This window comes from Shinella sp. (genome assembly GCF_035998705.1).
GTDB lineage: Bacteria > Pseudomonadota > Alphaproteobacteria > Rhizobiales > Rhizobiaceae > Shinella.
Genome location: NZ_DASYHH010000008.1, coordinates 232,094 through 253,727, shown reverse-complemented (window position 1 = coordinate 253,727; position 21,634 = coordinate 232,094). Strand labels below are relative to the sequence as shown.

The window sequence follows — 21,634 nt, the reverse complement described above, 5'->3', positions numbered from 1 at the left end:
GGCGATGTTTGTGTGCAATCAACTCGATCATTTGGGTTTGATTATGCAGGTTTCGGAGCATACGACGATCTTACGGGCACCTCGCGTGAGAGCGACATAAAGGTTCTGTGCAGAAAATGACGACGTGTCCAGAAGCACCGCGACATCCGCTTCGAGCCCTTTCAATAGTAGGGTGCTGCCAACCGCTCTCCCTTTGATTTCGCGCCCTACCACTCTTTGCTGCTCACGCACGGCCATTGCGAGTTCGTGAAACCCTTCGGCGTCGTCACATGAATTCAGCGTTCTAAGGCAGGCCGATAGGATCGCTGGACGATGCGGTCTCACGCCTCCTTGCTTATTTATTTCCACTAACATGGCGTTCGCACTCGCCGGAGAGGGATGCGACGCGAAATCCAATGCGGCCTGTTCCGCGTCGGACGCCGCTTTCGTCGCCGTACCGTTTCGAAGCGAATTGATCCTGGCTTTCATGTGCGACCCGTCAACGCCCGTCATGACAGATGTGGCGAAATCGATCAGGCCGTCCGTCGCCGCTATGGCGTCGAAGGAGAACGTCTCGGCGAACGTGATAAAGTCGGTAAGGTCGACGTTCTCCACTACCACCGCCCCCGGAGTATGCCGGGCGACATCCTGTTGCCTCTTCTTGTTGTGGCCGGCGCAGAGGATAAGGACCGAGCCGCCCGGGTTGGGCGGCGCGCTTCGGGCCGCTTTCAACAGTGTGGTCGAGTCCTTGGGGCCTGAGATTTCCACCCACTCGACTTCTTTCGGCGCTGTCGACAAGTCGATGGGCAAGCCCGCGCGCAGCAGGGGGCGAATATCGAACAGCCATTGACCGAGGTCATGACATCCCGCGTTGTTCCAGCGGTGGGGGACGTCGAGCTCCGCGATGAGCGGGAAGAACTTTAGAACCTTCGACAGCCAATCTACTTTAGGGCCGGTCCATCCGAAAATGCATTGCAAGTCGTCTCCGAGGACGCAGGTAGGAAGCAGCCCGGCCAAAGCTACGACGATGTCATGCTGGGGCTTCATGCAGTCTTGGTACTCGTCAACGAAAAGGCGCGAATAGCTGGCCCTGACGACATCGTCGATATGGCCTTCGGTCAGGATAGACAACGCGTGGGCCTTGAGCGTCGGATAGTCGCTTCCCGGCGACTTCAACTCGAGGAGGATGGGATCATGTCCGCTGCGCAGCGGGAAGGTGGAAATCAACTGCAGCGCCCATCCGTCGATGGTCGCCAGACGATAGTTCCGGGTCGGAACGGAGAGTCCGTCGAGCCGCTTCTTCAGCGCCGCGACGCCTGCATTGGTATGTGTCAGGACCAGAATTGGCTTCGGGCCGCGATGCCGAGCGAGCGTGGACGCAATCAGATGTGTCTTGCCGCATCCGGCCGGAGCGCTGACACATCCTCGATCAATCGTTAGGAGGTCCGGGACCTCTTTCATTGGGTCGCCCACATGACAATCGACTTGACGACCGTCTTGAAGGGCTCATCGAAGTCTTTGAATTGCGGCCCAATCACCTCCCTGGCCAAGGACTCCATTCTCCCAATGTCCTTGAACCAACCCTTCTTGCCACCTGCCGCTTTGGCAATCCATGCCTTCTGTTCCGGCAGTAGGCCAACCACCTCGGCGATTGATTTCGCGCTCTCAAAATCAAGCTGGTTACCCGACGCCGATTTCATCTTGCTGTCCAGGAGCTCAAGGTCATCCGGATTCACCCGCTCGGCGGCCTTCAAGATGTCAAGGATGGTCGTGTCAGTCGCTGAGCGGATAATGGCGTCCTCGATCGACTGGCCCTCAGCCCAATGAAAGAGGGTCCCGCCATTGTTTGTGAATGTCTTCGCCTCCGCTTGTGGGATGGACCTGTCATTGTCGATGAAGACCCCGACACGATATCCCAGCGTCTGAAAGACGGCAGCCCTCTCGAATGGCCGCGTTTCCGATCCTCCGTCGCAGTCGAGAAGAGAGACCCCCGCTGCCTCGATCGAATCCTTCCCGTTCTTCTCGACGCGGAATAGGTCGATGCCTCTGACGAAGCCGATCTCGGTTTTCCCTTCACAAACAAGGACCGACTTAGACAGGAAAGAACGCGATGTGGCCCTCAGCGCGCCTTGGGCGTCGGCAGGTGCGGGAAGAACCAAGGTCCGGCCGCCAACTTTGTCCTGCCGGACGATGAAGACTTGGCTATACGAGAGTTCCTGCAGCGCGACCGGGGAATGCGACGTAGCGAAGACCTGCATCGTCGGGTCGGCGTCCTTGGAGCCAAGTGACTTCAGGAATCTCACAATCCGATGCGGTTCCAATCCCGTTTCGATCTCATCGATCAGAGCGATCGATTTGGACTTCGACGCCTCCTTGTGCAGCCCTGCGGTGAGCAGACGCTTCGACCCCGTCCCCATTCCCCTCAACGGAATCCCGGTCTCGTCATGCAGCGATATTGAGCCCGACCCGAACGCGACCGAATGGGTGTCGAGCATTGCGGTCGCAGTGGAGCCGACCGAAATGCCCAAGGCGTTTGCCGTCTTGTTGACGATATCGAGCGCGTCCTTCAACTGATCCTTTGCCTTGTCGCCGAACGTCGTCCTTGCGTCACGGGCCGCGGCGGAAAGAACTCCGGACGTATTGGGTTTCTCGTCCGACAGCTTGGTCAACAGCGACCCACGACGCCATGCAAGATGACTGTCGCCACCAGTACCCAGTCTCAATGGCGACAGGCGTTCCCGATCCGCCCATTTCAAGTTGCGTTCCAATCCCTTGGCGGCGGCCCGTGTCGATTCCAGTGCCCACACCGGCTCCAAGTCTTGGGCGACGGTCAAGCGAAGGCACAGGGCGGTTTCGAGGCCATTGCCCGGCTCATCCTCTAGTTCCTTCGTCGTGGCGTCGTATCCACGGAAGAAGTCCCCATAGGCGTCAATGCCCTTCAGCGTGTCTTCAAGCGCTCCCAAGACGATAGCAATGGATATCGGCTGCAATACCTCGACATTATGGAAATCCGCGTCACTGAACGCGAATATCCTCCTTGCGCCGAGGCACAGGTCGATCGCGTCGAGCACTGACGTCTTGCCGGAGTCGCCAGGCCCGATGAGGCAATTGAAACCTGGGCTGGGCGTCCAGGACAGCCTTTTGATGCCCCTGAAGTTTTCAATTTCGAGTTTTCTTATCGCCGGCATGTCGCAGTTCCTTGGGATGCTCTCCGAGTCTCTGCCTCGGCGTTGCATTCTAAAAGACTTCGACTTCCGCGAGCAACGGAAAATGATAGGAAGCCGCGACGGGCACGCCCGCGAGGTCGGCAGAGGCGCGTTCGGCGAATAACCGCTCGCCACGGCATAGCCGACCCGTCTAGGGGTGCACTGAGCAAAATTCTCCGCGGACGACCAACTTTATTAAGCGATGTTGAAGAGCGCTTCCCCAGACTGAGTCGACAGGAATGATGCGAATTTTTGGATCGCCTTGGTAGATTGCGAGACTCGCAGCTTGGCCTCAAGGCCCCCGTCTGCATCCGCAATTTCGGCGTAGGTACGTCTCGACGCATCGTCATCTGGCCTGAAGATGACGTCCCAATAGAAACCCCGCCCAAGAGTGGGAGCCGTCGCGAGTTCGCCACTCGTTTCACCGACGAAGGTGTATGTCGACATGCCATCGCAATATCCCACGACGGCACGCGCGGTCGCACGCTCGCCTCCACATCCTATTCGATCGAGGAAGCCGTCCGGCCCCAATGCGTCCCACATGGGCTGTGTCAGTCCGCCAGGAAAGCCGCGATCGGCGTTCTTTTCGAGAACCAGTCCGGCATGCTCGACAATGCACGGCGCGAGAATTCGCTTGTACGCGGAGCGCGCCTTATGGCGCACCATTGCCTCGATGTCGATCTCGAGTGGCTCCTCCGTCATAATGGCGGAAACTCGGAAGTCAATCAAATCGCCAATCCGGCGCTCTATGCCCACGCCATCGACGAAATTGTTGTCGGCTATGATAGAGAGCTCCTCGCCCTTGAAGATGCTACGCGTAGCGTAGAAGATAGTGCGCCTATTCATGCCACAATCTCCTCTAAGACCTCGAATAGTGTTTCGGTGCGCTTGTCACCGTAAGTTGGTATGATCTCGATGTTGCGTCTCTTGAAGAGAGTATATTCGAAGTCGGACGGATTGTTGACGACGATGTAGGCACGCTTTCCGTTATCGCTGTCCGGCAGGGACTTGAGCAGTTCGTTCAACTGGTCGAAGAGGAGGCCGATGTTTACGTCGCTGAAGCTGTAGCCCACGAACAGGGCGACCCGGTTCAAGAGATCAGATCGCAGTTTGAGATCGAGGGGAGAATCGTATCGAAGCCGCTTGTAATAGTGCGCTTCCGAAAACACCATCAGGTCGGGATTGTTGAAGTCTCCGTGGAACTTCACTACCTCAACTGGTTCGGTGCCTCCCATGTCGCGTTCCCGAGCGACCACTTTGACTTGCCTTCCGCCGAGACGCAGGGCTCGTTCGAGTAGGTCATCATAGTTCGTAGTGTAGTAAGTCCGCGAGTTGATCAGGGCCGCGAGCGCGGTGTGCACCTTTGAGCCCGCGATAGCAGAATCGTCGACATCGAATTTGCGGACTAGCCAATTCGTCAGCGGTGCGAAGTTTCCCATCTTTTGCCCGAAGAACTCGAGAATCTGGAGGTCGGTTCCTCGGTATCTGAGAAGTTCGGGATCGGAATAACCCATGATGCGGCACGCTTCGCTGACCATTTCAGACCACGAAGGGCCTTTTTGAGCGGCTGCCGATACAGAAGTGATCCACTCTAGCGACATCGAAGCTCCTGCCCCGACGAAGGGGACGACCCGGCCTTGGCGATAGAGCTTCTTCAATTCAGATGGAACGGTGGCTTTCATGGCTTAGTTGCCGTCAATCTGGTGAGGGAATGATGGTGGGGGATATTGTTGTGAGGATGCGTCTCGAAAAGTATGGAGTCTGACAGGTTCTGAAACTGCCAGCCGTCGAACATCGAGACGAACCAGGCGTGGCTGAGAAGCAGTGGTTGAAACCCGGGATGTGCCGACAGGTCATGACTGCCGGAATTGAACGACACCAAGATGAAGGTACCGCCGGGGACGAGCGCCGCCTGCAATTCGGAAATCAGCCGGCGCGCCAAGACTTCGGAAGGCAGGCAATGCGTCAGGCCGTAAGAAACGATGACGTCATAGGAGTTCTTAGGATAATCCATTTCAACAGCGTCGCGGTGCGTCCATTCGATTACCTCGCTGGGAAATAGTCGCCGACCGTTCCTGATGGCGGCCGCGGAACATTCCACTGCGACCACTTCTGCTCCAGCGCGGGCAAACGCGGCAGAATTCTTACCTTCCCCTGCGCCGACGTCCAACACCCGTGATCCGACGACATCATGGTCGGCAAGATAATTGCGGACGAGCGATCCCGGTTTGGTTCCCCAGAAACCGGTGATGGCCTCATATCCTTCGTCATAGCCGCCTTTCGTCTCAACGAGCATCAAGTTCCTCCATTAGGTCAGACAGCGCCCGTTCGTAGGCTTCAAACCCAAGCCAATTGAAAACTATGGTGTCGGCGTCCCCCGTCATGTACCGAATCTTGCTCTCCACGGGCGCGGTGTAGAGCTTCACGAAATCCGGAAAGTCGATGGCCTGCTCACCATGTCCTTCCCGGTCCCTATACATCTCAAACGCCACGTCAGGAGGCGTATAGACATACATAAGAGCCACCGGCAACGTCGCGTGCTGTTTGAGGACCTCAAGCGTTTCCGGATGTCTGATCCCATCGATCAACACGCGGTCCGACTTGGTGCTGGATGCTTCGGAAGCAAGCGCACGGCCGAGCTCGTTCGGACCGTCCGTGCCAGTTATGAAAGCTTCGGCTGCCGATTGAAAGATGTCCCGGGGCGTGGCTGGAACGGAAGGAATATTCATCAGTTTGGCCAAGACCTGGCCTGAATTGACGCTGCTGTAGCCAAACTTCTCACGCAGGAGATTGCTCGTCGCGGACTTGCCCGATCCGATCGATCCCACGACGCACAGAATGTGTGGCCCCTGGAATATTGACTTACGTTGGATTTTATAGCTCGGGACCATTTCCATCGAGCTCTTGAAAAACGCCCTGACAACGAGCTGCGACCAGTATTCAAACTCCGAAAGGTTTATCGTCTCCTTCAACGTGTCGAGCCATCTGATCTTGTTGATCGAAGCCTCGCCGCGGCCGACAGATTTCCACTGAGACCAGTCATCGACCCAGTATCTAAGGACGACAGCCATGTGGCGGATGCCGACATCCGAAGAATCGTCATTTAGTATGCCGAGGAACTCTAAGTCGTCCGGATTCAAGTGAGGTCGGCCGGCCGGCAGCATCAGTTCTTCAGAGATTTCCCGCGCAGCGTTTTGCCGAATGCCCAGGTCGTCGAGCGAAAACAAATCCCGATCATTCTCGTTCACGTGGCCACCGAAACCGACACACTGCGCTCCTCGGAGGAATTTTGCAGCTCGGTTGTAAAGACCTCGGCGGAAGGTCAGTATCTTCGATTGATACTGTATGATCGTGTAGGTGATAACCTGCTTAAATTCATCGTCCGTTTCCGCAACTGAACGCGGCAGATAGGTGACGGCGGCATCTTGAAGTCCCAGCAGCGGGTTGGGCGGACTTTCATTGCCTATGCCCTGATACTTAAGGAAATATTCATATACCGACTTGGGGATGCAGAGAACCATCTCCGACGACGGGACTGGAACCCGGCGCTCCGCGTGGTAAACCTTTAAGGCCGTGGGATCATCGGGGCCCTGCTGCGCAAGCAGTTCGCGGAGGTAGAAACGGCCTCGACCGGTTCTTATGAAGGTCGAGCTATCGTTATTCAAAATGTCCATGCTCAACCTTGCCTGCATGGATTTCTGTGGCGTGTGACTTAATCCCGCTGCGGGGAACAACTCGTCCTCAAGTCCGTAATTAACGAGTGCGCGAGCCGTGAGCGGACGCTTATGCTTTCTCAAGACCGTTTCGGCAACCCAAAGATAAGTGACGTCTTCCAAGATTCGCGCTACCTGAAGTAATTAGCAAGTGAGACTATCGCCTTTTCATTGCGGAAGGAACTCCAGACATTGGTAATCCACGGGGATTTCAGTCGGAGATGCGGAAAACGATGAGGCTGCCACCGACATTGCACAAACAACCGCAGAAAATTCTTGGAAACCTAAGAAGCACAGATGATTCTAACGAACAAATCCGCCGCGAGATGAGGCTAGGCCACACTCTCAGACAGAAGCGAATCCCGCCTTTGTAGGGCATGATGCTGCCGAGAGCTGAGTGCGCATGGGCCGTTTTCCAAGATATCATCTCGTCGTCTTGGACATGCGCCCCCATCTTCTTCTTCTCTCTCGCAGTCGGACAGTACTAGCCTGCCTCCATCTTAACAGAGGCTGGCCGTTTAATAAGTGAGCGGCACAGCCTCAGCGACCTGATAGCGGTAGTATAAGGCTTGCTTCGCTTGCAAAGGATGTGCGCATCGGACCGGAACCGACCATTCAGATTAAGATCGCCGGACGGGCCGTCCGACCGCTTATCTCCCTAGTGCGCGTGCCAGCGTCCCCTCGTGCACCAGATGCGGACCTTTTCCCTCGTCACGAAGCTCCATTGCTCGAATGATCTTGAGGCCTTCATGGCTATGCTTCCAGTCGCGCGATGCCTCTGTAGCGACGCATAGATAGTGCGTGTTTCTGCAGACGGTGCTTTTGAATTCGCCCCCTCGATCCGAGATCATTCCCTGGACCGCTTTTCTGGGACCAAGAGTGAATTTTCCGGTGAGGACAAACATCTGGCCATCGAAGAACACCTCGTTGTGATCCTCCAGCGCCCCTTCGATAACGCCGACGTTTCCAAATGTAGCCATCCCCGTGTCACTTGCGCTGTCCCCCACGAGATGGGTGATCCAAGTGCAAATGTCGTCCGATTCCTCCGGCGTAACCCTTCCATCCGCGATTGAACGGCGCGCAGCGTTCCTCAGGTTGGCTACCCTCTTGTCACCTTGGATTCTGGGATAGGTGTCCAGCCTGCCGAGTAGCTTGGCCACCTCTTCGGCGGTTATCCGATTGTCGCAGGCTATTCCGGCGCAAAAGCCGTAAAGCTCATTGATCTCGTCCTTCTCGCCATCGATGACGAAGTCGCGAGAACGCATTGCTACTATGTTCTCTATGATGTCATAGATTTCGTTCGGTTCGTCTTTCCAAATCCGCAGGTCCTCAATGAGTTCATATGCGTCTGGATCGTGGAGAAGCTTGAGGAAATTCTCCGCCTCGACGTGAAGCGGCGCGAACTCAGCGGACTCGACTTTCTCACTCGCTAGAATGCCCTTGAGAAAGCCAAGCCAATAGGCGAGCGCCTTCCGATTGTTCGACCTAGCATGAACGCGTCCGAGGGCCGCACCTCCCTGCTCGAATGTTCCCCGTATGTCGGCCATCCCGTCCTCCCCTTCGAGATTAACTGGGATGCAACCTAGCAACGAATATGTGAAAACGCGAGCATCAACTAAAAAAATACAACTAGAGTGGAACGCGTCCAATATGGCGTGACCATCGACGTCCCGCTGAAGCCTCTTTGTGCCCAACACTAATTCTTGCCGCCCAGCCTGAGAATAATCGCGTGCAGATTGCACTCGCGCCGCGACTTGCTAACATGTGCTCCTGTTTATATGGGGACTAAAATGGCTGTCTTGCGTATCGTTCTGCTGGCATTGGCCGCATTCGCCGTCTTTGATATGCCCGCGCGGGCGGACGTCACACTCCAGCGCATTGATACGGATCGAGGTGTGGTCATCCTCATAAAAGGGGCTTTTGCACTCTCAGATGATCCCCAGGCACTCACTCGGGAGATTTCGGCCACCGGAGCCCGGATAGTCACTTTCGACAGCGACGGCGGAAATGTGGTGTCTGCGATCGCCTATGGCCGCATCATCCGGTCGCTGGGCCTTTCAAGTTTCCAACTGCGGGCCACACAGTGTGCTTCCGCCTGCGCCCTGGCCTTCGTCGGTGGCGTCGTGCGCCATGCGGAGCCCGGCGCGATTGGAGTTCACCAATCGTCCTTCTCAGCGGACACTGTTCTCGACGGGCATTTAGCAGTCGCAGCAGTACAGCAGATGACTGCGCAGATAATGACATATCTGCTGGAGATGGGCGTAGACCCGAAACTTCTTCAACTCAGCCTATCGGTGCCGCCGAACGACATGCGATACCTGACCGCCGCTGAGATGGGAGAATACAAAGTTACAGCCGGGATGAATAGCACCGTCCCCGAGACACTGTCGTCAGCCTCCACCATGCCCACCTCAGAAACCACCGCGCAGGAGGAAAAAGCAAAGCCCCTCACCAACGAGGACAAGGCCCTAGCTTTTGTCTCCGCCTACTACAAGGCATGGTCGCGCGGCAATGCGGAGGCACTCGTCTTCATGGACCGCGCATACAATGAGACCGTGGGGTTCTATGGAAAACCCAGGTCTCGAATTTATGTGGTCGACGAGAAGGTGAAATTCGTGATGCGTTGGCCAGTCCGGGCTTACAACGTAAAGCCGGGAACGGCGACTGTCTCATGCGCCGCCTACTGCGTCGTCACAGGCATCGTTGACTGGTATGCGAAACGAGACGTCGGCTATGGCCTGTCTTCTGGCTCCGCACGCTTTCTCCTTTCCTGGGACCCATCGACAGGAAAAATCGCTGCCGAAAGCGGCGAGGTCCTCGATACGGACAAGGATGCCGTGGCTCCGATCCGCATTTTTTCGCAGTGGTACGATCAGAATGCCATATGTCGCGGAACAGCCGGTGACGCCGAGACATCGGTAGCGGCTTGCACGCATCGTGAAATCATTGCAACAAAACTGAAAACGGTCGGCTATTGCTACGGCGAAGACGGACAGGCCGGATACCAGATGGACTGGCACAGATGCGGTTCCAAGGGACAAGTGCAGGACTTTGCGACAGAAGGTCTGTCATCGAAGGCAAACCGTCCGCACGCCGCGCGTTACGCTGCGACGGAGCGCTTCACGGGCAGAACCAAACTTCCGGATTTCCGCGGCAGAGACCGCAAATTCAACTCGTTCCGCACCCGCATCAAAAACGGCATGCGTGAAGGCCCCAACTTCGCTGGGCATTTCTCCGTTATCCAGATCGGCTGCGGGACGGGATGTTCGTTCGCGTTCGTCGGGGACAACAACACGGGACGGCCAGCCGACTTTCCAAGAGGCGGGGAGGAAAACACATACATGCAACTGCAGTTCGAGACTGGAAGCCGCTTGTTGGCGGCACAGTGGCTCAACTTCAGTGCCAACAAGTGCTTCATCGAGTTCTTCGACTATGATCACACAAGGTGGAACCTGATCAGCAAGGTGGAAGTGGGAGCAGCCGAGGCGTGTTATCGGCCCGTGGCAGAGAACCTACGGTGAAACGTAGGAGGCAAATCCGCGTATGATCATCAACGACATCATCGCTCGTCTAATTAGGTCCGCAAACGAGGTCGACCGGCTATCACCAATCGAGGTCCGCAGACTGCTCGAACAAGCGATATCGATGATCAGAGAACTCCGTACGCGAGCAAGGATTGTTCCAATCTCGGGGCGGGACGCCATCGTCTACATCCAGACGGTAGCGGCAGGCGCTGACAGGATATCTAAGCAGGAGTGGTATCACGGACTGCTCCACGCTGCCGAAATGCTCAGAGACCTTCACATCGTCGTCGAAAGCGGAACCCAAATCTATATCACGACAAGTGAAAAGCGTTGACGTCACAGGCGCGGACTGGAAATCGACGCAGAATGTTGAAGCCTTATCGGCGTCGCCTCTGGCTCCGACGCAGGTGTAATGATGCAACTTTGCTGATTTCCACAAAAGGATCAGCGTGTTGAGTATCAGCGCCACCCCTGATTTCTATCGGCTGGTGTCTCCGCCGAACGCATCACTCATATTAACGATGAGACCTGCATCTTACTTTCTCGAGCCGGCGCTACCCCGTCATGTCTGACGGGCGGACGAATGTCGCGGACGGTTCGAAGACGCTATTGCCGCCGGGTCTCGACCCCTGTCGTGAAGCCCCCTCGACGCCCGGATTCATCTCCGCTGCCGCTCCGAGCAAGCGCGACACTCCCATGTATGCGGTGCACGACCTCTCGCTTCCGCTTACCGACCCGTCGTTGCAGATGGGTTCACGCATCAAGGTCAGCGCATGTGGCGTGTCGATGTCGGGACCGTCGGTGGTCTTGCCGTCGATCAGGCGGTGCAGCAGGTTCAGCACATGCGTCTTGGTCGCCACGCCCGCATCCAGTGCCAGCTCCACAGCCCGGACGACGACTTGCTCGTCGTGATGAAGAACGAGAGCAAGGACATCGGCCATCTCATGATCACCGCCGGGGCGGCGAAGCATCTGGTCTTGCAACTGTCTTGGCCAGCGGCAATTCCAGGAAGGATGCACCATTGCGCAGGGCACCGGGTTTGCGCTGGATGACGGCAAGGTAATGTCGCCAGTCGTAAATCGTTCGCGGCGGCTTGTCTCGCGGATCGACTGCTTCTCGCGCAGCTTCATTCGCCGGATGATGTTTAAAAGTCCCATGTGGATCACTCCGTTGCCCCCGTCGCTGACCGCGTTGGGGGAAGGTCACATGGCTCAATTCTCAATGGAAATTATGCGCCTAACCGGCTCAGTTCTGCGTGGAAACCAACACCGACGGTCAGGCCGTCACCATCACATTCTCGGATTTCAAGGTGGACGTGGTGCCGGGATTCTTTCCAACGGGCGGAGGATTTCTCATTCCCGACGCCAATATGAAGAAGTGGCTTTCAACCGATCCGAAAAAGCATGTCGAATTGTGGTCTGCATCGAGCAAAGCCCATGTCGGATCGCTGGTCCCGCTGATCAAGATGCTCAAGTGTTGGAACCGCCAGAGAGGCGACCTCTTCCGATCCTTCCATCTCGAAGTTCTCGTTCGTCATGTCCTGTCGGGCGTAACTATCACCGACTATCCCAGCGGTGCCCGTTTTGTATTCGACAAAATGAGAAGTAAGGTCTGGAGCAAGGTTGCCGATCCCGCTGGCTATAGCGACGATGTAGCGCCATATCTTTGCAAGGTAGACGCCGACAAGATGATCGCCGAACTCGATTATGCACATCGCTCCGCACTCGCTGCCGAAACCAATCTGAATCGAGGGCTCACGAAAACAGCGATTGAGGGTTGGCGATCGATCTTTGGCGACCAGTTCCCTGCATACGGGTCAGATCGCGAAAAGCTCCCGGTCTGCTAAGCGGCCGTGCGCTGCGAGGTCCTGGCGACGATAGGTTAGGCCGACACCGGTCTTCAGCCACTTGTTCGTCCTGCGTAATTCCAAGGCATAAGCTCATTCACCGGCTTTGTTTGTGGCCATTGACAATAGGCGGCGGTGCTTCGGCTCCGCCGTTTTTTTGTTGCTTGCGTTCCCGAGGCCCACGATCTCCCGGCAACCAAGGAGGGGACAACATGTTCGGAAGATTAGCCGCCGCGATAGCTCGGGCGATTGCGACAATGGGCAAGGATTTTTGGGCATCGCTGCCCGCCATCGGACGCGGGATCGACGATGTCATTTCTTGGCCGTTCCGACTTCTCGGAGGTGGCGGAAGCCCGCTACCGCACTACGAGCCGACGATTACGAAATCCGGCATCCTCGACGACTTCAAGCAGGCACGGCGTGCTGCATCGCTTCAAACGATCGATCCGAGCGGTATCGAGACCGTCCGCAAGTTCTGCGCAGCACCTCCTCAACGTCGTGCCCACATGGACATCAGTGCCGTTCCCTCGAACGCCAGGGCGATGCTCCTGACGATGGGCGATGACGAGCTATCTGCTCTTGGAAAGGCTGGCCCTGGGCAGATCAAAAAGTTTGTTGACGGTAAGCAGCACGGAGTTTTTGGCGTTCCCGTCGTCGGGGATCACGCCGCAGTCCCCGCTAATAACCGGTCCCCGCGGCCCTCGTTCGACCACCGCCGCTGGAAAACGCAAGCGGTCATGAAGAAAGACATCGAGAACCGCTTCAAGCTCGGATGAAAACCGAAAGCCCGCAATCTCGGAGGGCTTCTTCATTCTGGCATCTCAGCAGAAAGGGCCGGCTTTGCTTCCTTGTTCTCGCGGAAGAGCCTGGCGAACGTCGAGGCCTGCTCCCTGAGCTCGCCCTCGGGCGGTTGCGGCATCGGAAGACCGGCATCCCCGAGGACTACGAGGAGGTCGGCGGAGTCTCGGAGGCCCAGAACTTCGGCAGCCTTGCGTGCCGCGATCCTGCCTGCCGAATACTCTTCCAGAACGCTCTCCCGAGCGCCAACGAGCATCGCTGCGTGGTTGTGGGGCTCCTCGTAAGCGATGTCGCCGTAGACGTAGCGCAGGAGCTTCCATTCTTGATCCGAGACATCGCTCATGCGCGCCCCCGTCCGGCAAGGACGTCGATGACCTGCTGGCGCTGGCGGCACGCTGCGCGCAAAGACGCGACTTCGGCTTCAAGCTCGGCGACCATAACGACTGCCGTGCGGGCGATGTCTTCGATGTCGTCGGCATGCGCGGTAGCCGCCGAGAGGGCGTCGCCATAGGCGTGTCGGCGGCGGGCATGGGCCATGGCGTCGCCGATGCCGTGGGCGAGTGCCATCGCACCGCCGGCGATGAGCATCATTCCGCCGAGATTTCCTACGGCTGCGGTATGGGCGGGGGAGCCAAAATTTGCCATGTGCGATCTCCGTCGTTGTCGGAGGTCTTTGTGCCGGGCTCGATGGACTCCGGCAAGTCGACAGACGCGAAATGGCGATCGGATCGTTAACGGACTCAACGGGCACAGCGATTGATAAACCGGGACGACCTCCGATCGCGCTTCCCAGCATGTCGGATTGTAACGAAGGTGAGCATGCCGGTAGCATTCCCGAACTTCGATGATCTTCCTACGCGGCCCGAACGTTAGATCGGGTTTGCCGGGGAGGTCCTTCCGGTGAAGCCGATATCGATATCCCATCGAGTGGACGAGACGTCGGACGACCATTTCGGGTTTTGTGTCTTTGTCGCGTATGCACGACATGTTCCTGCTGCGCGCTTCCGAGGTCTTCGATTCAGGCAATCACTTCTTATCCTCAGGATGTCCTTTTGGCTGGGGCGCTATCCCGACCTGCATGGGGTTGCATCGGGATAGCGCTCGACACCACTTCGTGGTCTGCGCCGGGAGTGTGATGGTAGCACGCACCGCGACAGCGGGTAGACCGGTTCGAATCCGACGGCGCGGACCTTCAAACGGTAGGAACACCGACGGAAATGGTAGAGGTAAAATGGAAGTCTTCTGACAAAAAAGTTGACCAGACCTTACGCCCTCGGTTTTAGGGTGAACGGTAGGTAAACGGTAGAGACTTCAGGAATGCAACATGATTGACGCCAATTGGTTGACGCCAAAGTCGCAAGTTATTGATTTTGTTGAGGCTTAATGGTGCCCGGAGGCGGATTTGAACCACCGACACGCGGATTTTCAATCCGCTGCTCTACCAACTGAGCTATCCGGGCATCTGTTGGATTTCGGTTTGAAATCCGTGGGGGCGTTTGGTTGCGCCCCGGAAGCGAGCGGGGTTATAGCATCTTGCAAAAATGTGTCCAGCCCTGTCGGCGGTTTTTTGCGGGAAAAATCTCCGGCTTTTCAAGATGTGGAAAAGATTAGGTTTTTTGTGTGCGACAGAGGCTGTCACACGTCGTCTTCGTCGGCTTTTGTTTCGTCGTCGGCAACGGGGATGGCGTAGGAGCCGGAGAGCCAGCGATTGAGGTCGACGTTGCGGCAGCGATCCGAGCAGAAGGGGTAGTGCTCGCGCGCGGAGGGGCGGCGGCAGATCGGGCAGGGCACGGCCTTGCGCAGCGGCGCGACCTTTGCGACCGGCTTTTCGCTTTCATCGCTCATGTCAGGCGTCCGCCCAGCCGGCGTGCACATCGAAACCTTCGCCGGAGAGCAGCGTGAGCGTCTCGTAGAGCGGCAGGCCGACGACATTGGTGTAGGAGCCGACCAGCTTGACGACGAAGCTGCCGGCAATGCCCTGGATGCCGTAGCCGCCCGCCTTGCCGCGCCACTGGCCGGAGGCGAGGTAGCGTTCGATGTCGGTGGTCGACAGGCGCTTGAAGCGCACCTTGGTGTCGATGACCTTCTGGCGCACGGTGCGATCCGGCGTGATGAGGCACACGCCGGTGAAGACGCGGTGGCTGCGGCCGGACAAGAGATGCAGCGCGCTCGACGCCTCGTCGATCATCTCCGTTTTCGGCAGGATGCGCCGGCCGACCGAGACGACCGTGTCGGCGGCCAGGATATAGCTGCCGGCATAGGCCGGGTCGCCCTTGACGGCGGCAAGGGCCGCCTGCGCCTTGCCGGTCGACAGGCGCCGTGCCAGCGAGCGGGGATGCTCGGAGCGCTTCGGGGTCTCGTCGATATCCATCGGCATCAGGCGCGTGGGCTCGATGCCCGCCTGCGCGAGCAGCTCGACGCGGCGCGGCGAGCCGGATGCAAGGATAAGCTTGTCGTTCTGCGCCATGGGGTCTCCGGGAAGCGCCTTGTTCGAACCCCGGTATCGGCCGAGGCGAAGGCGCGCTCCCCAGTCCTGCTTTGAAAAGGGGGCTTACTTGAAACGGTAGGTGATGCGACCCTTGGTAAGGTCGTACGGGGTCATCTCGACCAGAACCTTGTCGCCGGCGAGAACGCGGATGCGGTTCTTGCGCATGCGGCCTGCGGTGTGCGCGATGATCTCGTGCTCGTTTTCGAGCTTGACGCGGAACGTGGCGTTCGGGAGCAGTTCGGTCACGACGCCGGGAAATTCGAGGACTTCTTCTTTTGCCATCTTGTGATGTTATTCCTGTAGGGTGGATGAGGGCGAGCCGGATGCCCGCCTCGAAAAATTTGCCGGAAACTACACAATCCCCGGTCCTTTGTGAACACCGAAGCGCCGGCTTTCTGCATTTGCCGGAAATCGGGCTGTCTGGCGCCTATCCGGGGGCCTTCAAACGCTTCTCTATCAGCATTTTCAGGAACTCGCGAACCTCCCGGTAGGAGGAGAGGATCTGCTCGCGCGTGCCGGTCGCCACCGTCGGGTCGGGCGTCGGCCAGTACATGACGTCGACGGCCATGGACCGGGTGAGTTCGAGGGCCGCATGATGCGCCTCGGGCGCCAGCGTCACGATGAGGTCGAAATAGTCGTCCTCCAGCTCGTCCAGCGAATGCGGCGAATGGCGGCCGAGCGTGAGGCCGACCTCGTTCAGCACGGCATCGACGAAGGGATCGCGCTCGCCGGGGCGCACGCCGGCGGAGGCGACATAGGTGCCGGGCAGCAGGCTGCGGGCGATCGTTTCGGCCATCGGCGAACGCACGGCATTCATGCGACACATGAAGAGGATCGAACGGGGCGTTCGCGACCGGGCGTCCTGCAGTCCGGGGAAAACGCCTTCCATCCGCTCACCCGCGCCAATAGAGAACGCAGACGAGCGTAAACAGGCGGCGGGCGGTGTCGAAATCGAATTTGATCTTGCCGGAGAGGCGGTCCATCAGCGTCTGCGAGCCCTCGTTGTGGATGCCGCGCCGGCCCATGTCGATCGCTTCGATCTGACTGGGCGTCGCCGAGCGGATCGCCTGGTAATAGCTCTCGCAGATCAGGAAATAGTCCTTGACGATGCGCCGGAAGGGCGTCAGCGAGAGGATATGGGTGGCGACGGCCTCGCCGGCCTCGGTGCGGATGGCGAAGACGAGCTTGGAATCGAGAAGCGACAGGTGGAGGCGGTAGGGGCCGCCGGTGTGTCCGATCGGCTCGAAGGAATTTTCCTCGATGAGGTCGAAGATGGCAACGGCACGCTCGTGCTCCACGTCCGGCGTGGCGCGACCGATCGTGTCGTCCAGCACCAGGTCGCAGAGGCGGAAACTGCCACTCGTGCCCATCGCCTATCCTTTCCGGTTGAGCCGGATGGCGACCGAACGGGCATGGGCGCCGAGCCCTTCGGCTTCGGCAAGCGTGATGGCGGCGGGGCCGAGCGCGCGCAGCTGATCCGGCCCGAGGCGCAGGATCGAGGTGCGCTTCATATAGTCGAGCACCGACAGGCCGGACGAGAAGCGCGCGGAACGGGCGGTCGGCAGCACATGGTTGGAACCGCCGACATAATCGCCGATGACTTCCGGCGTGTGGCGGCCGACGAAAATGGCGCCGGCATTGCGGATGTCGCCCATCAGGGCGTCCGGATCGGCGGTCGCGATCTCCAGGTGTTCGGCGGCGATGCGGTTTGCCAGCGGGATGGCTTTTTGCAGGTTTGGCACGATGATGACGGCGCCGTAGTCGCGCCAGCTGGCCGCAGCCGTTTCGGCGCGTTCCAGCGTTTTCAGCTGGCGCTCCACGGCGGCTTCCACCGCGTCGGCAAGCGCCACGCTGTCCGTGACGAGGATAGACTGCGCGCCGGCATCGTGTTCCGCCTGGGCGAGCAGGTCGGCGGCCAGCCAGTCCGGATCGTTTTCCGCGTCGGCGATGACGAGGACCTCGGAGGGGCCGGCGATCATGTCGATGCCGACGGTGCCGAAGACATGGCGCTTGGCGGCGGCGACGAAGGCATTGCCCGGGCCGGTGATCTTGGCGACGGGGCGGATCGTCTCGGTGCCGTAGGCAAGTGCTGCAACGGCCTGCGCGCCACCAATACGGTAGATCTCGTCGACGCCGGCAATGCGCGCGGCCGCAAGCACGGCCGGGTTGATCTCGCCGCTCCTGGCCGGCACGACCATCACCACGCGCGGCACGCCGGCCACCTTGGCCGGCACGGCGTTCATCAGCACGGAGCTCGGATAGCTCGCGGTGCCGCCCGGCACATAAAGGCCGACGGCGTCGATCGCCGTCCAGCGCGAGCCGAGGCCCACGCCGAGATCGTCCACGTAGATGTCGTCCTTCGGCCGCTGGCGGGCGTGATGTTTTTCGATGCGCTGGGCGGCGAGTTCCAGGGCGGCGATGATCTTCGCATCAACCGCATCGAAGGCGGCATCGATCTCTTCCAGCGACACGCGCATGGAGGTGGTGGCGAAATCGAGGCCGTCGAACGTCTTGGAATAGTCGGCGAGCGCCGCATCGCCACGGGCGCGTACATCGTCGATGATCGTGCGCACGATGGCATTGACGTCTTCGGAGACTTCCCGCTTGGTCGTCAGGAAGGCAGCGAACCGGTTTTCGAAATCGCTGCTCTGGTAGTCAAGTCTGATCGCCAAGTCGTCCGTCCCTGTCGTCTTCCGGCGAAAAGACGCCGGCGCCTGCCTCAAACCGCCGGATGGCGGGGTTTCAAGCTGGTTTCCCACGCTCCGCCGGTATCTGCAAGCTGAACTTCGACGCATTCCACATCGAGCGCGACGGAGGCATTGCCGGAGAGCACGAGTTCGAGCGTGCCGTCCGGTCCTTCGCCCTGCGGCGTGAAATTGACGGCGAGCAGGGAGAAGACGCTGGTCGTGTCCTTGCGGTCGATGCCGATCGAGCGCACGGCATTGACGCGCTTGAAGGCGACGACAGCGCGGCGGCGCTCGAAGGCCTTGCCGCGGCCGCTTGCGTTTTCCCAGACGAAGCGGTTGACGACGACGGAAAAGACGTGGTGGCGGGCGTCATAGGAGAGGCCGTCGGTCTTGAAGACCGCGTCCTGGAGGTGGGCTGAGACGACGGAGAGGTCTTCCGTGTCGAGGGCAAGCAGTTTCAGGCTGTCCATAGGTGTCCTTCAAGAGCAATCGGGCAAAAGCGTAAAGCGCTTTTGCGTCCGCATTGCGTCGCAATGCCGGGACGCCGCGGGTTGCGGCATCCCGATCTTCCATCACGAGATAGGACGGTATGCGGCGGACTGCAACTCCGCCGCGTTTCGAAGATCAGTCGCTGACGCGTTCGACCACGGCGCCGCAGCGCGTCAGCTTCTCTTCCAGCCGCTCGAAACCGCGGTCGAGATGGTAGACGCGTGACACCATGGTCTCGCCCTCGGCGGCAAGGCCGGCGATGACGAGTGACACGGAGGCGCGAAGGTCGGTCGCCATGACGGGTGCGCCGCGCAGCCGCTCGACACCCTCGATCTTGGCCGTCTGGCCGGAGAGCGAGATCTTCGCGCCGAGGCGGGCCAGCTCCTGCACATGCATGAAGCGGTTTTCGAAGATCGTCTCGGTGATGTGCGAGACGCCGCTCGACTTGGTCATCAGGCCCATGAACTGCGCCTGCAGGTCGGTCGGGAAACCGGGGAAGGGGTCGGTCACCACGTCGACCGGCTTGATGCCGCCGCCGTTGCGCACGACGCGCAGGCCGCTTTCCGTGGAGGTGATCTCGGCGCCGGAGCGGCGGATCGCCTCGATCGCGGTGTCGAGCAGCGCGATATCGGTGCCTTCCAGCACGACGTCGCCACCGGTCATGGCGACTGCCATGGCATAGGTGCCGGTCTCGATGCGGTCCGGCAAGACCCGGTGGCGGGCGCCGGAGAGCTGGTCGACACCTTCGATGGTGATCGTTGCGGTGCCGGCGCCGGTGATCTTGGCGCCCATGGCGTTCAGGCACTTGGCGAGGTCCTGCACTTCCGGCTCGCGGGCGGCATTGCCGATCACCGTCGTGCCGCGGGCAAGCGTCGCCGCCATCATCATGACATGCGTGGCACCGACCGAAACCTTCGGGAAGGTATAGCGCGCGCCGATCAGGCCGCCCTGCGGCGCCGTCGCCTCGATATAGCCGCCATCGATTTCGATCTTGGCACCGAGCGCCGTCAGCGCCTCGATGAAGAGGTCGACCGGCCGCGTACCGATGGCGCAGCCGCCCGGCAGCGAGACACGGGCCTTGCCCTCGCGGGCGAGCAGCGGGCCGATGACCCAGAAGCTTGCGCGCATCTTCGAGACCAGCTCGTAGGGCGCTGTCGTGTCGACGATGTTGCGCGAGGTGAAATGGACCGTGCGGGAATAACCCTCGCCCTGGCGTTCACGGCGACCGTTGACGGAAATATCGGCGCCGTGGTTGCCGAGGATACGGATGAGCTGCTCGACATCGGCCAGATGCGGCACGTTTTCGAGCGTCAGCGTGTCGTCGGTGAGCAGCGAGGCGATCATCAGCGGCAGCGCGGCATTCTTGGCGCCGGAAATCGGGATGGTGCCCTTGAGTTCGTTGCCGCCTACAATTCGGATGCGATCCATGTGCGATTACGGGCCGGGCCCGCCTTTCTCAAAGAATTCGGCTTTCGGAGATGGCGGCCTCTTTAGAGCATTGCGATCGAAAAATGAAGGCCATGCCGGCCGCCGACTTTTTTCACGCGCCCGGTTCGCAAACCCACCCCCGCAGCCTTCATGATGAAGACATTTTTCGACTAACCGTCCGATTCGTCTTTTTTTGCGGCAGGCAGCCCGACTGTCTCATCGGCCGCCCCCGCGCGGCGCGAACGCGCCTGCTGCTTGCGGCGCTGGAGATTGTCACGCAGCGTCTTGGCCAGCCGCTCGGCGCGGATCTCCGCTTCGGTCCGGATCTTCGTGCTTTTCTTGTCGTCGCTTTCGCTCATGCTGCTCTCTTAGCGAAATTACCCTTGGGAAAAAAGCGTGGTCCATGTCAGATTTGTTTCGACAATCGCCACATCGCCGCTTGCGCTGCCCGATCACCTGTGGCAATAGGCCCTCGCTCACGCAGAAGCACTCTTCTGCTTCGCAAGATGCTGCTATAGCTCAGGGGTAGAGCACTCCCTTGGTAAGGGAGAGGCCGAGAGTTCAAATCTCTCTAGCAGCACCATTTTATCTCCTTGAAATGATTGAACATATTGCAATTGCTTGAGTTCTGGCCGTCGCTCTGGTCCAGTCTGGGCAAACCGGATAAGGGTTAATCGAACGGGCGGCGAGGGCTGATACTACAGCCAGAATGTCCGGTCCCAGACCGAAACACGTCCGCATACTTCCAGAATGATTTCGCGCGCTCGCCTAGCCGCTGCGGGAGGGACGCGCCCGGATATGATGATTGCCTGAGGCTCGAAAATGATACCAATTTTGTATTGAGAGCAAAGCTCATCGTATGCTACCGCGGCCCTTATCGAGGCATGCAGCCCATATTCCTGCGCGCCGAAGCCGCCGCCAAGAGATGCCTGAAACATTCCACCCTCCCGTTTAACTTAATTAGGGAGAACGGAAAGATGCCTGCGCGGTTCCGCCGATAACCATGCACACGCCGATCGAAGATATCGTCTACGCGACAGGAAAAGTTCGGCCGCTGATCGAGCACTTGAGCAAATCAGGCGAGTAGCAGCCAGAAAGCCCCTCAGCGAAGCCGCGTTAACTGCTCGAAGCTTGCTAACCCCAGAGTATGTCTGGTTCAGACTGAACCAGACGGACTCTCGATTCTTTTGTTTTCGTTCGTCTTTTCGGGAAAACCGATTCCCACTTCCCTGACAAACTCTAGTGGCCGCTCTTTCCGAGGCCAGGCGGGCCGTCCAGTCGTCCTGTTGTCGCCGCGAGAGCCCGGATTGCATCCATGGCAGTCGCCAGGCCGTGCATAATCAGCGCCGTATCCGGCTCTTCGCTCGATTTGTCGATTTCCAGCGCTCTCTGACGCAAATCGGCGCTTGTCGTGTTAAGCCGGGCAATGAGGTCGTCGTCCATCACGTTCTCCTCGGGTTTGATACTCATTTGAAG

24 protein-coding genes, 2 tRNA genes and 2 pseudogenes are annotated in these 21,634 nt (G+C 59.0%); 5 read left to right on the top strand and 23 right to left on the bottom strand.

What is annotated here, in order from left to right:
* Positions 1-27: 27 nt before the first annotated feature.
* The 7 genes from VGN93_RS04175 to VGN93_RS04145 form a co-directional block, all read right to left on the bottom strand.
* Entirely contained in the window at positions 28-1,440 is a 1,413-nt protein-coding gene (locus VGN93_RS04175; RefSeq protein WP_327506445.1) for a UvrD-helicase domain-containing protein, read from the bottom strand.
* Positions 1,437-3,167, bottom strand: coding sequence for an ATP-dependent nuclease (locus VGN93_RS04170; protein WP_327506444.1), 1,731 nt, complete (start codon positions 3,165-3,167; stop codon positions 1,437-1,439). The genes VGN93_RS04175 and VGN93_RS04170 overlap by 4 nt, the downstream gene beginning before the upstream one ends.
* A gap of 213 nt (positions 3,168-3,380) precedes the next feature.
* A complete protein-coding gene (locus VGN93_RS04165; protein ID WP_327506443.1) occupies positions 3,381-4,031 on the bottom strand; it encodes a non-canonical purine NTP pyrophosphatase in 651 nt (216 codons plus the stop codon).
* Entirely contained in the window at positions 4,028-4,867 is an 840-nt protein-coding gene (locus VGN93_RS04160; RefSeq protein WP_327506442.1) for an SIR2 family protein, read from the bottom strand. The genes VGN93_RS04165 and VGN93_RS04160 overlap by 4 nt, the downstream gene beginning before the upstream one ends.
* On the bottom strand, positions 4,864-5,481 hold the full coding sequence (locus VGN93_RS04155; protein ID WP_327506441.1) for a class I SAM-dependent methyltransferase: 618 nt from the start codon (positions 5,479-5,481) through the stop codon (positions 4,864-4,866). The genes VGN93_RS04160 and VGN93_RS04155 overlap by 4 nt, the downstream gene beginning before the upstream one ends.
* On the bottom strand, positions 5,471-7,021 hold the full coding sequence (locus VGN93_RS04150) for an HTH domain-containing protein (protein ID WP_327506440.1): 1,551 nt from the start codon (positions 7,019-7,021) through the stop codon (positions 5,471-5,473). The genes VGN93_RS04155 and VGN93_RS04150 overlap by 11 nt, the downstream gene beginning before the upstream one ends.
* A gap of 527 nt (positions 7,022-7,548) precedes the next feature.
* Positions 7,549-8,445 carry a hypothetical protein gene (locus VGN93_RS04145; RefSeq protein ID WP_327506439.1) on the bottom strand — a complete coding sequence of 299 codons (897 nt, stop codon included), beginning with the start codon at positions 8,443-8,445 and terminating at the stop codon, positions 7,549-7,551.
* Between the two features lie 243 nt (positions 8,446-8,688).
* Here VGN93_RS04145 and VGN93_RS04140 point away from each other — a divergent pair, with 243 nt between their 5' ends.
* Both VGN93_RS04140 and VGN93_RS04135 read left to right on the top strand, forming a co-directional pair.
* A complete protein-coding gene (locus tag VGN93_RS04140) occupies positions 8,689-10,419 on the top strand; it encodes a hypothetical protein (protein WP_327506438.1) in 1,731 nt (576 codons plus the stop codon).
* A gap of 22 nt (positions 10,420-10,441) precedes the next feature.
* Complete coding sequence (locus VGN93_RS04135; RefSeq protein WP_327506437.1) at positions 10,442-10,756, top strand: hypothetical protein; 315 nt, start codon at positions 10,442-10,444, stop codon at positions 10,754-10,756.
* Positions 10,757-11,162: 406 nt separating this feature from the next.
* On the opposite strand, the pseudogene VGN93_RS04130 reads toward VGN93_RS04135, so the two are convergent.
* Positions 11,163-11,514: pseudogene (locus VGN93_RS04130) on the bottom strand (IS21 family transposase); the annotation flags it as partial.
* Positions 11,515-11,677: 163 nt separating this feature from the next.
* On the opposite strand from VGN93_RS04130, the gene VGN93_RS04125 reads away from it, so the two are divergent.
* Complete coding sequence (locus VGN93_RS04125; protein ID WP_327506436.1) at positions 11,678-12,268, top strand: SMODS domain-containing nucleotidyltransferase; 591 nt, start codon at positions 11,678-11,680, stop codon at positions 12,266-12,268.
* A 212-nt stretch (positions 12,269-12,480) separates the two neighbouring features.
* The gene (locus VGN93_RS04120; protein WP_327506435.1) at positions 12,481-13,044 is read left to right on the top strand and encodes a hypothetical protein; all 564 of its coding nucleotides are present in this window, start codon (positions 12,481-12,483) and stop codon (positions 13,042-13,044) included.
* A 32-nt stretch (positions 13,045-13,076) separates the two neighbouring features.
* On the opposite strand, the gene VGN93_RS04115 is transcribed toward VGN93_RS04120, so the two are convergent.
* The 13 genes and pseudogenes from VGN93_RS04115 to VGN93_RS04055 form a co-directional block, all read right to left on the bottom strand.
* Positions 13,077-13,409, bottom strand: a complete 333-nt coding sequence (locus VGN93_RS04115; protein ID WP_327506434.1) for a hypothetical protein — start codon at positions 13,407-13,409, stop codon at positions 13,077-13,079.
* Positions 13,406-13,711 carry a hypothetical protein gene (locus VGN93_RS04110; protein WP_327506838.1) on the bottom strand — a complete coding sequence of 102 codons (306 nt, stop codon included), beginning with the start codon at positions 13,709-13,711 and terminating at the stop codon, positions 13,406-13,408. The genes VGN93_RS04115 and VGN93_RS04110 overlap by 4 nt, the downstream gene beginning before the upstream one ends.
* 180 nt (positions 13,712-13,891) lie before the next feature.
* Positions 13,892-14,092: pseudogene (locus VGN93_RS04105) on the bottom strand (very short patch repair endonuclease); the annotation flags it as partial.
* Positions 14,093-14,450: 358 nt separating this feature from the next.
* A tRNA-Phe gene (locus VGN93_RS04100) sits at positions 14,451-14,526 on the bottom strand.
* A gap of 175 nt (positions 14,527-14,701) precedes the next feature.
* Entirely contained in the window at positions 14,702-14,911 is a 210-nt protein-coding gene (yacG, locus tag VGN93_RS04095) for a DNA gyrase inhibitor YacG (protein ID WP_319317896.1), read from the bottom strand.
* Between the two features lies 1 nt (position 14,912).
* Positions 14,913-15,533, bottom strand: a complete 621-nt coding sequence (locus VGN93_RS04090; RefSeq protein WP_327506433.1) for a Maf-like protein — start codon at positions 15,531-15,533, stop codon at positions 14,913-14,915.
* An 84-nt stretch (positions 15,534-15,617) separates the two neighbouring features.
* Positions 15,618-15,836 (bottom strand): translation initiation factor IF-1, encoded by a 219-nt coding sequence (infA, locus tag VGN93_RS04085; RefSeq protein ID WP_004435948.1) that lies wholly within the window; start codon positions 15,834-15,836, stop codon positions 15,618-15,620.
* Positions 15,837-15,981: 145 nt separating this feature from the next.
* The gene (locus VGN93_RS04080; RefSeq protein WP_319318141.1) at positions 15,982-16,443 is read right to left on the bottom strand and encodes a low molecular weight phosphatase family protein; all 462 of its coding nucleotides are present in this window, start codon (positions 16,441-16,443) and stop codon (positions 15,982-15,984) included.
* Positions 16,444-16,447: 4 nt separating this feature from the next.
* Complete coding sequence (locus VGN93_RS04075) at positions 16,448-16,924, bottom strand: UPF0262 family protein (RefSeq protein ID WP_327506432.1); 477 nt, start codon at positions 16,922-16,924, stop codon at positions 16,448-16,450.
* Positions 16,925-16,927: 3 nt separating this feature from the next.
* On the bottom strand, positions 16,928-18,226 hold the full coding sequence (gene hisD, locus VGN93_RS04070) for a histidinol dehydrogenase (RefSeq protein ID WP_327506430.1): 1,299 nt from the start codon (positions 18,224-18,226) through the stop codon (positions 16,928-16,930).
* Between the two features lie 47 nt (positions 18,227-18,273).
* Positions 18,274-18,711: a DUF2948 family protein gene (locus VGN93_RS04065; protein ID WP_327506429.1), complete on the bottom strand. Its 438-nt coding sequence runs from the start codon at positions 18,709-18,711 to the stop codon at positions 18,274-18,276.
* A 154-nt stretch (positions 18,712-18,865) separates the two neighbouring features.
* Positions 18,866-20,158, bottom strand: coding sequence for a UDP-N-acetylglucosamine 1-carboxyvinyltransferase (gene murA, locus VGN93_RS04060; RefSeq protein ID WP_327506428.1), 1,293 nt, complete (start codon positions 20,156-20,158; stop codon positions 18,866-18,868).
* A 170-nt stretch (positions 20,159-20,328) separates the two neighbouring features.
* Positions 20,329-20,517 (bottom strand): hypothetical protein, encoded by a 189-nt coding sequence (locus tag VGN93_RS04055; protein ID WP_327506427.1) that lies wholly within the window; start codon positions 20,515-20,517, stop codon positions 20,329-20,331.
* 149 nt (positions 20,518-20,666) lie between these two features.
* Here VGN93_RS04055 and VGN93_RS04050 point away from each other — a divergent pair.
* Positions 20,667-20,741: transfer RNA gene (locus tag VGN93_RS04050), tRNA-Thr, on the top strand.
* A gap of 115 nt (positions 20,742-20,856) precedes the next feature.
* Here the strand turns inward: VGN93_RS04050 and VGN93_RS04045 are convergent.
* Both VGN93_RS04045 and VGN93_RS04040 read right to left on the bottom strand, forming a co-directional pair.
* Positions 20,857-21,096: a hypothetical protein gene (locus tag VGN93_RS04045; protein ID WP_327506425.1), complete on the bottom strand. Its 240-nt coding sequence runs from the start codon at positions 21,094-21,096 to the stop codon at positions 20,857-20,859.
* 301 nt (positions 21,097-21,397) lie between these two features.
* Positions 21,398-21,601, bottom strand: coding sequence for a hypothetical protein (locus VGN93_RS04040; RefSeq protein ID WP_327506424.1), 204 nt, complete (start codon positions 21,599-21,601; stop codon positions 21,398-21,400).
* Positions 21,602-21,634 lie beyond the last annotated feature (33 nt).

Excerpts from the sequence above, each read along its gene's own strand:
- VGN93_RS04175 (WP_327506445.1), bottom strand. The coding sequence starts at position 1,440 with ATGAAAGAGGTCCCGGACCTCCTAACGATTGATCGAGGATGTGTCAGC.
- VGN93_RS04170 (WP_327506444.1), bottom strand. The coding sequence starts at position 3,167 with ATGCCGGCGATAAGAAAACTCGAAATTGAAAACTTCAGGGGCATCAAA.
- VGN93_RS04165 (WP_327506443.1), bottom strand. The coding sequence starts at position 4,031 with ATGAATAGGCGCACTATCTTCTACGCTACGCGTAGCATCTTCAAGGGC.
- VGN93_RS04160 (WP_327506442.1), bottom strand. The coding sequence starts at position 4,867 with ATGAAAGCCACCGTTCCATCTGAATTGAAGAAGCTCTATCGCCAAGGC.
- VGN93_RS04155 (WP_327506441.1), bottom strand. The coding sequence starts at position 5,481 with ATGCTCGTTGAGACGAAAGGCGGCTATGACGAAGGATATGAGGCCATC.
- VGN93_RS04145 (WP_327506439.1), bottom strand. The coding sequence starts at position 8,445 with ATGGCCGACATACGGGGAACATTCGAGCAGGGAGGTGCGGCCCTCGGA.
- VGN93_RS04140 (WP_327506438.1), top strand. The coding sequence starts at position 8,689 with ATGGCTGTCTTGCGTATCGTTCTGCTGGCATTGGCCGCATTCGCCGTC.
- VGN93_RS04135 (WP_327506437.1), top strand. The coding sequence starts at position 10,442 with ATGATCATCAACGACATCATCGCTCGTCTAATTAGGTCCGCAAACGAG.
- VGN93_RS04120 (WP_327506435.1), top strand. The coding sequence starts at position 12,481 with ATGTTCGGAAGATTAGCCGCCGCGATAGCTCGGGCGATTGCGACAATG.
- VGN93_RS04115 (WP_327506434.1), bottom strand. The coding sequence starts at position 13,409 with ATGAGCGATGTCTCGGATCAAGAATGGAAGCTCCTGCGCTACGTCTAC.
- VGN93_RS04110 (WP_327506838.1), bottom strand. The coding sequence starts at position 13,711 with ATGGCAAATTTTGGCTCCCCCGCCCATACCGCAGCCGTAGGAAATCTC.
- yacG (WP_319317896.1), bottom strand. The coding sequence starts at position 14,911 with ATGAGCGATGAAAGCGAAAAGCCGGTCGCAAAGGTCGCGCCGCTGCGC.
- VGN93_RS04090 (WP_327506433.1), bottom strand. The coding sequence starts at position 15,533 with ATGGCGCAGAACGACAAGCTTATCCTTGCATCCGGCTCGCCGCGCCGC.
- infA (WP_004435948.1), bottom strand. The coding sequence starts at position 15,836 with ATGGCAAAAGAAGAAGTCCTCGAATTTCCCGGCGTCGTGACCGAACTG.
- VGN93_RS04080 (WP_319318141.1), bottom strand. The coding sequence starts at position 16,443 with ATGGAAGGCGTTTTCCCCGGACTGCAGGACGCCCGGTCGCGAACGCCC.
- VGN93_RS04075 (WP_327506432.1), bottom strand. The coding sequence starts at position 16,924 with ATGGGCACGAGTGGCAGTTTCCGCCTCTGCGACCTGGTGCTGGACGAC.
- VGN93_RS04065 (WP_327506429.1), bottom strand. The coding sequence starts at position 18,711 with ATGGACAGCCTGAAACTGCTTGCCCTCGACACGGAAGACCTCTCCGTC.
- murA (WP_327506428.1), bottom strand. The coding sequence starts at position 20,158 with ATGGATCGCATCCGAATTGTAGGCGGCAACGAACTCAAGGGCACCATC.
- VGN93_RS04055 (WP_327506427.1), bottom strand. The coding sequence starts at position 20,517 with ATGAGCGAAAGCGACGACAAGAAAAGCACGAAGATCCGGACCGAAGCG.
- VGN93_RS04045 (WP_327506425.1), bottom strand. The coding sequence starts at position 21,096 with ATGTTTCAGGCATCTCTTGGCGGCGGCTTCGGCGCGCAGGAATATGGG.
- VGN93_RS04040 (WP_327506424.1), bottom strand. The coding sequence starts at position 21,601 with ATGGACGACGACCTCATTGCCCGGCTTAACACGACAAGCGCCGATTTG.